The following is a 7,286-nucleotide window of genomic DNA, read 5'->3' on the forward strand; positions in this document are numbered from 1 at the left end:
GGCGCCAATTCCACCGCTGCCGCCGTGGGGGTTCTGCGCCACTTGGGCGCGGCGTTCGACACGGCGGACGCGGCCCGCTGGCTGCTGGCGCAGTCGCATCCCATGGGCGGATTTCGGGCCATTCCCAACGCGCCGATTCCCGATCTGCTGAGCACAGCCACGGCTTTGCATGCCTTGTCGGCCTTGTCCGTCCCGCTGGATGGGGTTCAGGAGTTGTGCCTCGATTTTCTGGATTCCCTGTGGTCGAACGAGGGTGGTTTCCACGGGCACTGGCACGAGGAACACCTGGACTGCGAATACACCTATTACGGCCTCTTGGCCTTGGGCCACCTCACTTCTTGAATATCAAGGGAGAATGACCGTCTTGCCGATGACCTCTTCCCGCCTGAGTTGCGCCATGGATTCAGGGAGTTCGTCCAAAGGCGCGAGGCGATGGAGAGCAGCGCGGAGGCGTCCGTTCGCGGCCCATTCGAGGGTGCGCCGCATGTCTTCCCGATGGCGTCCGTAACTGCCCACGAGGCGGTGCTGTTTCACGAAAAAGGGCCAGAGATCAAATTCCACGCGGCGTCCGGCGGTGGCGCCGCAAGTCACCACCGTGCCGTTACGCGCCAGGCACTCGAAACATTGGGCGAGCAGTTTGCCTCCCACATGCTCCACCACGAGATCCACTCCGCGCTTGCCGGTCGCCTCCCGCACGGCTTTGGGCCAGGCGGGATCTCGTCCGTTCCACGCCGCGCGAGCCCCGAGGGAGATGGCGAAGTCGCGCTTGGCTTCGGTTGAAGCCAGGGCGAGCACATCCGCGCCCAGGCCGCGGGCGATCTGGATGGCGGCCGAACCCACACCACTGGCCCCGGCGACGACCAGGACGGTTGCGCCGGGAGCAACCGTGGCACGGTGCGTGAGCATGTGCATCGCGGTCGATCCCGCGAGCGTCAAAGCCGCGGATTGCTCGAAACTCACTTGGTCTGGCAATCGCACGAGATTCGAGGCGGGCACGAGCACCTGTTCGGCGAATCCGCCGTGACGATGCACCCCGAGGATTTCGCCGCGCATGCAAATGGACTCCTCGCCTTGCGCGCAAAACTCGCACTGTCCGCAGAACAAATTCGATTGAATCGCAACGCGGTCCCCGGGCTGCCAACCGGTGGTTCCGGGTCCGGTTTGAAGCACTTCGCCGGCGATTTCGCAGCCTTGAATGAGCGGAAGCGGGACGGATACGGGCAAGCCGCCTTCTTCGACCCAGAGGTCGAGCCGGTTCAATCCGCAGGCTCGGACTCGGACCACAACCTGGCCGGAGGAGGGTTGCGGACCAGGGATATCCGCGATCTCAAACTCCCCGGGGAGGCCGGTGCGAAGGAGGCGGCAGGCGCGCATGGAGGGAGAGGGGAAAACCGCTGAGACCCAACCTGGGGCTTAGCTTGGAACCTTCATGCTTGTGACGCGACTGGGGATATTCGGGTTAGGGCTTTTTCCCCTCCGTCTTCGGAAGCGCGCCGCCTTGTTCGAGCTTTTCCAGCTTGGGCTGAATGACCAGGCTGCAGTAACGATTGCGCGGGTTGAGCCGGAAATAATCCTGGTGATATCCCTCGGCCATGATGAATTTCTTCAGGGGCACGATCTCCGTCACGATGGGGCGGCTGAACCGTTTGGCAGCTTCAGCCTTGGACTTTTCTGCGGCCTTTTTTTGATCCTCGTCGTGGTAGAGGATGATGGACCGATACTGCGTGCCGGTATCGGCCCCTTGACGGTTGAGGGTTGTGGGATCGTGTGCTTTCCAGAACAAGTCGAGCAATTTTTTAAAACTAACCTTGGCAGGGTCGAAGGCGATTTGAATCACCTCGGCGTGGCCCGTGGTTCCAGTGCAAATCTGCTCGTAGGTGACATGGTCCGTGGGACCGCCGGCATATCCGCTGGCGACGGACTTGACCCCGGGTACTCGCTCGAAGACCGCCTCCACGCACCAAAAACAGCCGCCACCAACCGTGGCGAGGGATTCTTTGGCCGGGTTCGAGGCCGGGGCGGCGGAAGACGGCAGGCTCGAATGAGCAAGGGTCATAAGGGACAAGAGCAATCCGAGTTGAAGACGAGTCAAGCTGTTCATATTCCAATCCAGCGCGAACTGGCCATGAGTCAATTTGCCGCAATCCCTAAGGAATGGCAATGCGGCGATTGTCCTTCAAAACGAAGCTTAACGGGATGGGGAAACCGTCCATGATGGCAACGCATTCAAGGTGGCCTGCGCTCTACCACTCGCCATCCTTGGAGAACTGCTTCCGGGCGGCGGCGCGGAAGCGCGCGCCGGCTTGGTCCAGGTTCTGCAGGAGTTCTTCATTCGTGAGTCCGGAGGCCGCTCGCGCGGCGGCGATCACCGTCTGACATTCGTTGGTGTCCATGAAACGAGCGGCGTCGAGCAATCGTGGCAGGTCGTCGTCAGGGACGGCCAGGAACCCATGCTTGTCCGCGTGCAGGAGTTGACCGGGACGGATGCGCTGCCCAAACACCTCCACTTCGCATCCCCAACGAACGGGCACGACATGCGCGTGGCCCACGCAAAGCCTGCGGGCCAGCGCCTTGAAGCCGGCGTTTGTCATTTCGTCGAGGTCCCGGATGGCTCCGTCGGTGATGGTACCCACGCAGCCCAGCGCTCGATGGGTGTTGCTGTTCACCTCGCCCCAGAAAGAGCCCACGACGCGGGGCTTGTCCAAATCTTGCACGATCACGATTTTCGGTCCCCTGACACTCGCCACATAGCGCCGGAATTCGGCGGTGGATTGCGGATTCGCCTTCGGATGAGCGGGATTCCCCGGCTCGATGACCAGGGTGACTGCCCAGCCCACCATCGGTCCCATTTGGGGCATGAAATCGCGGGTTTCTTCGAGGTTGATGGCGTCTCGTGTCCGATCATGCCTCGTGATCTGTTCCCATCCATTGTAAATCGTCGGAGTGTTCCAACGTTTCAGTTGCAACAACACGTCATGAGGCAGGAGAGGGGTTGAGCTCATCGCCCTCCACTTTCGAAACTTCAGGCCCGGCGGTCAATCCCGGGTGATGAGGTTGCAAGACCTCAGCGAGCCGGATGCGGAAAACCGCCTGTCCTGTTCGATGAGGGGTGGACTCAGGCCGGTGCATCCCGATGTTGCCGGTGATGCAGGTAGGGCGCGTCCGTCCCGGCGCGCCGCCGGAGCATGATGTTTTGCATCCCGTGGGCGGCGGGCTGGGACAGGCCCGCCCTACCAACAACATCGGGATGCACGGAACTCAGGCGGTCCTCGTTCCTCGTACTTCTCCACCCGTGGTCTCCGCTTCTCTTCACCGCGCTGCCACACTCCGAAATCCGTCGGCTTGTGCAGGTCCGCGGATTCGAGCAAGGTGGTGCTCATGACCTCGACTGTGGCGCGATTTACTCGCCTGATCTGGATGTGCTCAGGCTTGGGATGCGCTCTCGCGGTTGCAGCAGCGCCTCCTTCGATTACGGAAACGGTCAAGAGCCGCGCGCGCCAGCGCGTGGACTACGGCTACAATGCGGGCATCTCCATCGGATTGATCAATGCCGAGGGACGCGATTACTTCTCGTACGGGCGGCTCAATTTCGAGGATCCGGCCCCGGTGAACGAGCGGACGATTTTCGAGATCGGTTCGGTGACCAAAGTTTTCACCTCACTGCTGCTCGCCGACGCCGTGGCGCGGGGAGAGGTTGGTTTCGATCAGTCGGTGCAGTCTCTGCTCCCGATCGATTTTCCCATCCCCTCGGGCACTCCCGAAATTTCTTTGGTTCACTTGGCGACCCATCGTTCCGGCTTGCCGAACAATCCGTCCAATCTCTGCCTGGACGAGCCCTACCGGGTTTTCGAGTGCCTTGGAGAAATGGCGCTGCGGCAGTTCCTTTCCGGCTATGCCCTCCCCCGGCAACCGGGAGAGACGTGGGAGTATTCCAACCTCGGCATGGGCCTGCTTGGATTCACCCTGGCCCATCGTTTCAACCAAACTTACGAGCAACTTTTGCGCGAACGGCTGCTCGAACCCATGGGCATGAAGGATACCCAACTTGAAATTCCCGCCGCGCTTTCCGCGCGCGTGGCCACGGGTCACAATGGCGTGCTCGAACGTCCGCCGTTCCGCATGGCCTCCCTTGGGGGGCGGGCGAAATCCGCTCCACCGTCTCCGATTTGCTCACTTTCCTTACCTACCAACTGGGCTTTCAAACCAACGCGCTCTCGCCGGCCATGGCGGAAGCCCGCCGCTCACGAGGGGCTTCGGCTTAACCCGGGATCCAACAGGGACTCGGCTGGTGGCTGGTCGATTTATCAGGTGGACGCGTAGTTTACCATGGTGGCGACACCTTTGGCCAAACCGCGTTGGTGGCGTTTCACCCTGCCCGGCGTCTGGGCGCGGTCGTCCTTTCCAACTCGCGCGCCAACCTTTACGCCTCCATCAGCGAACTCGGCCTGTACCTTCTCGATTCCAGCTATCCTCTGACCACGATTCGGCGCCCGTTTCAGGTTTCCACGGTTCAACTTCACAATCTCGCTGGACAATACCGGTCGGAGGAAGGGGATCGATTCGAGATTCGTGTGGAACGCGATCAACTTATTTTCTATCACCCGGCCAGTCGTGCGGATTTTCCAGCCATGGCCATCACCGCCACGCGGTTCGAAGCGCTCGGGATCGAGCTGGGACCCAATACCACAGGCCAGTTTGAACTCGATTCGAATGCGCGCGCGGTTTCCCTCAAGTGGACTCAATCCGGCCGGACCCACGACTACGCGCGAGAACCGGATCCCAATCAACTTTCGCTGAGGGTGGCGAAGAACGAGCTGGAGCTCGTTCTGACCGGGGATGATCCGTCGCCCTACCGGCTCGAAATCTCGGAAAACCTGGATGAATGGCGTCCTGCTGACCTATTCCCTACACCGAACTCAACCGTCCGGATCCCCTTTGACGCGAAGGTTCCGGTTCGGTTTTTCCGCGCGGCGCGCCACTCGCCCTAACCGCTTATCGGTGGTGGTAATGTTCCACCACAAACTCGTCCGCTTTCAGGACGGTCTCCACCTTGGCGAAGCGATCCTCGAAAGGCGGGAAGTACGCGTCGCCTTCCACTTCCCTCTGGACCACGGTCAAAAAAAGCTCCGCACATCGATCAAGACCTTGGACGTAGATCTCCGCGCCGCCGCACAAGAAAACCTGGCGGCCGTCGGAGGGAAGGCGCACCTCATCCAAACTGCGGGCGACTTCGACGCCGGGATGGTCGGTCCACGTGCGCGACAGCACCACCGTGGTCCGACCCGGCAACGGACGCCCGATCGATTCGAAGGTCTTCCGTCCCATGACCAGCACGTGGCCGAGGGTGACGCGTTTGAACCAGCGAAAATCCTCGGGCAGATGCCAGGGGATGCGGTTGTCCTTGCCGATGACCCGGTTCAGGGACATGGCGGCAATGGCACGGAAGGGACGTGGGACCGTGTCGGTGTCGGGTGGGTTCACACGGCGATGGGTGCCTTGATGGCAGGATGCGGATCGTATCCTTCCAATCGAAAATCCTCGTAGCGAAAGTCACGCAATTCCCGGACCTCTGGATTCAAGATCATTCGGGGCAAGGGCCGGGGTTCGCGGGTCAGTTGAAGTTTGGCCTGGTCCAGGTGATTCGCGTACAGGTGCAGGTCACCGAAGGTGTGGACGAAAGTCCCCGGTTTGAGGCCGCACACTTGAGCCACCATCAGCGTCAGGAGGGCGTAGGAAGCGATGTTGAAGGGCACGCCCAAAAAGAGATCAGCGCTGCGTTGGTAAAGTTGGCAACTCAGTTCCCCGTCGAGGACGAAAAACTGAAACAGGGTGTGGCAGGGCGGAAGCTTCATCCGCTCGATTTCCCCGGGGTTCCACGCGGTCACGATCAAACGCCGGCTGTCCGGACGGCCCCGAATTTGAGCGATCACCTGGTCGATCTGGTGGATGGAGCGGCCGTCGGCAGTCCGCCAATCGCACCATTGAGCGCCATAGACGCGTCCGAGGTTGCCTTCCGCGTCGGCCCATTCGTCCCAGATCGTCACCCCATGCTCTTGCAGCCAGCGGACATTGGTATCTCCGCGCAGGAACCACAGCAGCTCGTAAATGACCGACTTCAGATGCACTTTTTTGGTGGTGAGCAGCGGAAAACCCGCGCTGAGCGGGAATCGAGCTTGCGCTCCGAACACCGAATAAGTTCCCGTGCCCGTGCGGTCGGGCTTAAACTTTCCTTCGCGCAGAACCAGCCGCAGCAAATCGAGGTAGGGCGACATGCGCGGATAGACAAACGGCTGTGGGCAAAGAATTCAAGGAAACGCCGCGGTTGCTTTCACGAGGGGCGCCTTCCACGCTTTGGGCCGTCACTTGAGGATGGAGAGTGCGGCAGCGTTGCAAGCCAGCCGCCGCCACGTCGAAGGGCTGGGTGGCTCTTCGAGTTCCAACGCATCACTTGTGGCAAATCGGTGACTGGCTTCCAGCATGTCGCACTACAACCGGTCACTTGCCGATGGGCCACACTGCTTCCGGTGCTTGAAGAGGTTGTCGGTGACCGGGTTGTCGTGGTCACGCAGACAGCCCTGTCTGCTGTTTCGCAGGCTGCCCAGCCTGCGGGGCGACGAAGAGAACCAGGCGCGTGGAGAGCATGAAAGGGCCTCGTTCTTCACCCGCCGGGCCGACGGGCAGTCGGCGATACGGCAGGCTGGGCAGCCTGCGCCACATGGCAGACCACCTCGGGATGCACGGCACTGCTTCTGGGCGGAGGAAGCTTCGTTGCGAGGGGCACAGTGAGGTAGTAAGCTCGCCGCGCGAGCATGCCAACCAGCCCTGACCTGACTCTTCTCCGATCTGAGTCCTTGGCGGATGTCAGGCTGGAACCCTGTCGAGCCGGAGTCACCCTTTCATGACGGGGTCCACCTTCATCTCCGCGCGGTTGGAAAGCCCCGCGTGGCGTTTCAGCCTCGTCCTGGTTCTCCTCATCGCCGCCTCCTATCCCGAGGTCGTGCTCGGCATTTCCGCCTTCTTCTTCCGCGATTTCGGTTACTTCGGCTTTCCCCTCGCCCGCTATCTCGAACAACACCTCCTCTCCGGGCAGCTTCCGCTCTGGAATCCTCTCAGCAACTGCGGTGTCCCCTTTCTGGCCCAATGGAACACCATGGTCCTTTACCCAGGCTCCTGGCTCGTCGCCCTCGTGGGCGCCGATCGCGGCCTGGGCTGGTTCTGTCTGGCCCATCAAGCCTGGGGCGGCCTGGGCATGTTCCTCCTGGCCCGCCACTACTCAGGCAGCCTCC

10 protein-coding genes are annotated in these 7,286 nt (G+C 61.5%); 5 read left to right on the forward strand and 5 right to left on the reverse strand.

Features of this window, described 5'->3' with window-relative positions:
- A partial coding sequence (locus FJ404_18805) for a hypothetical protein (GenBank protein ID MBM3824902.1) occupies window positions 1-342 on the forward strand: 342 nt, incomplete at its 5' end.
- A 3-nt stretch (window positions 343-345) separates the two neighbouring features.
- Here the strand turns inward: FJ404_18805 and FJ404_18810 are convergent.
- The 3 genes from FJ404_18810 to FJ404_18820 all read right to left on the reverse strand — a co-directional run bounded on the left by FJ404_18810 (window position 346) and on the right by FJ404_18820 (window position 3,002).
- Window positions 346-1,374 carry a zinc-binding dehydrogenase gene (locus FJ404_18810; GenBank protein MBM3824903.1) on the reverse strand — a complete coding sequence of 343 codons (1,029 nt, stop codon included), beginning with the start codon at window positions 1,372-1,374 and terminating at the stop codon, window positions 346-348.
- 85 nt (window positions 1,375-1,459) lie between these two features.
- Window positions 1,460-2,101 carry a peptide-methionine (S)-S-oxide reductase MsrA gene (gene msrA, locus FJ404_18815; protein MBM3824904.1) on the reverse strand — a complete coding sequence of 214 codons (642 nt, stop codon included), beginning with the start codon at window positions 2,099-2,101 and terminating at the stop codon, window positions 1,460-1,462.
- Between the two features lie 142 nt (window positions 2,102-2,243).
- Entirely contained in the window at window positions 2,244-3,002 is a 759-nt protein-coding gene (locus FJ404_18820; GenBank protein MBM3824905.1) for an RraA family protein, read from the reverse strand.
- 131 nt (window positions 3,003-3,133) lie between these two features.
- Here FJ404_18820 and FJ404_18825 point away from each other — a divergent pair, with 131 nt between their 5' ends.
- From FJ404_18825 to FJ404_18835, 3 genes are read left to right on the forward strand one after another with little or no spacing between them, the layout of a single operon-like run.
- Complete coding sequence (locus tag FJ404_18825; GenBank protein MBM3824906.1) at window positions 3,134-3,382, forward strand: hypothetical protein; 249 nt, start codon at window positions 3,134-3,136, stop codon at window positions 3,380-3,382.
- Window positions 3,379-4,320, forward strand: coding sequence for a beta-lactamase family protein (locus tag FJ404_18830; GenBank protein MBM3824907.1), 942 nt, complete (start codon window positions 3,379-3,381; stop codon window positions 4,318-4,320). Before FJ404_18825 ends, FJ404_18830 begins: the two co-directional genes overlap by 4 nt.
- A complete protein-coding gene (locus FJ404_18835; GenBank protein ID MBM3824908.1) occupies window positions 4,269-4,988 on the forward strand; it encodes a beta-lactamase family protein in 720 nt (239 codons plus the stop codon). The genes FJ404_18830 and FJ404_18835 overlap by 52 nt, the downstream gene beginning before the upstream one ends.
- Before the next feature lie 4 nt (window positions 4,989-4,992).
- On the opposite strand, the gene FJ404_18840 is transcribed toward FJ404_18835, so the two are convergent.
- Together FJ404_18840 and FJ404_18845 are read right to left on the reverse strand one after the other, a co-directional pair.
- A complete protein-coding gene (locus FJ404_18840) occupies window positions 4,993-5,427 on the reverse strand; it encodes a dihydrofolate reductase (protein MBM3824909.1) in 435 nt (144 codons plus the stop codon).
- A gap of 50 nt (window positions 5,428-5,477) precedes the next feature.
- Window positions 5,478-6,272: a thymidylate synthase gene (locus FJ404_18845; GenBank protein MBM3824910.1), complete on the reverse strand. Its 795-nt coding sequence runs from the start codon at window positions 6,270-6,272 to the stop codon at window positions 5,478-5,480.
- A 626-nt stretch (window positions 6,273-6,898) separates the two neighbouring features.
- Between FJ404_18845 and FJ404_18850 the strand changes: the two genes are divergently transcribed.
- The coding region (locus FJ404_18850) for a hypothetical protein (protein MBM3824911.1) at window positions 6,899-7,286 on the forward strand (388 nt) is incomplete at its 3' end.

It is taken from the genome of Verrucomicrobiota bacterium (genome assembly GCA_016871495.1).
Taxonomy (GTDB): Bacteria; Verrucomicrobiota; Verrucomicrobiia; order Limisphaerales; family VHDF01; genus VHDF01.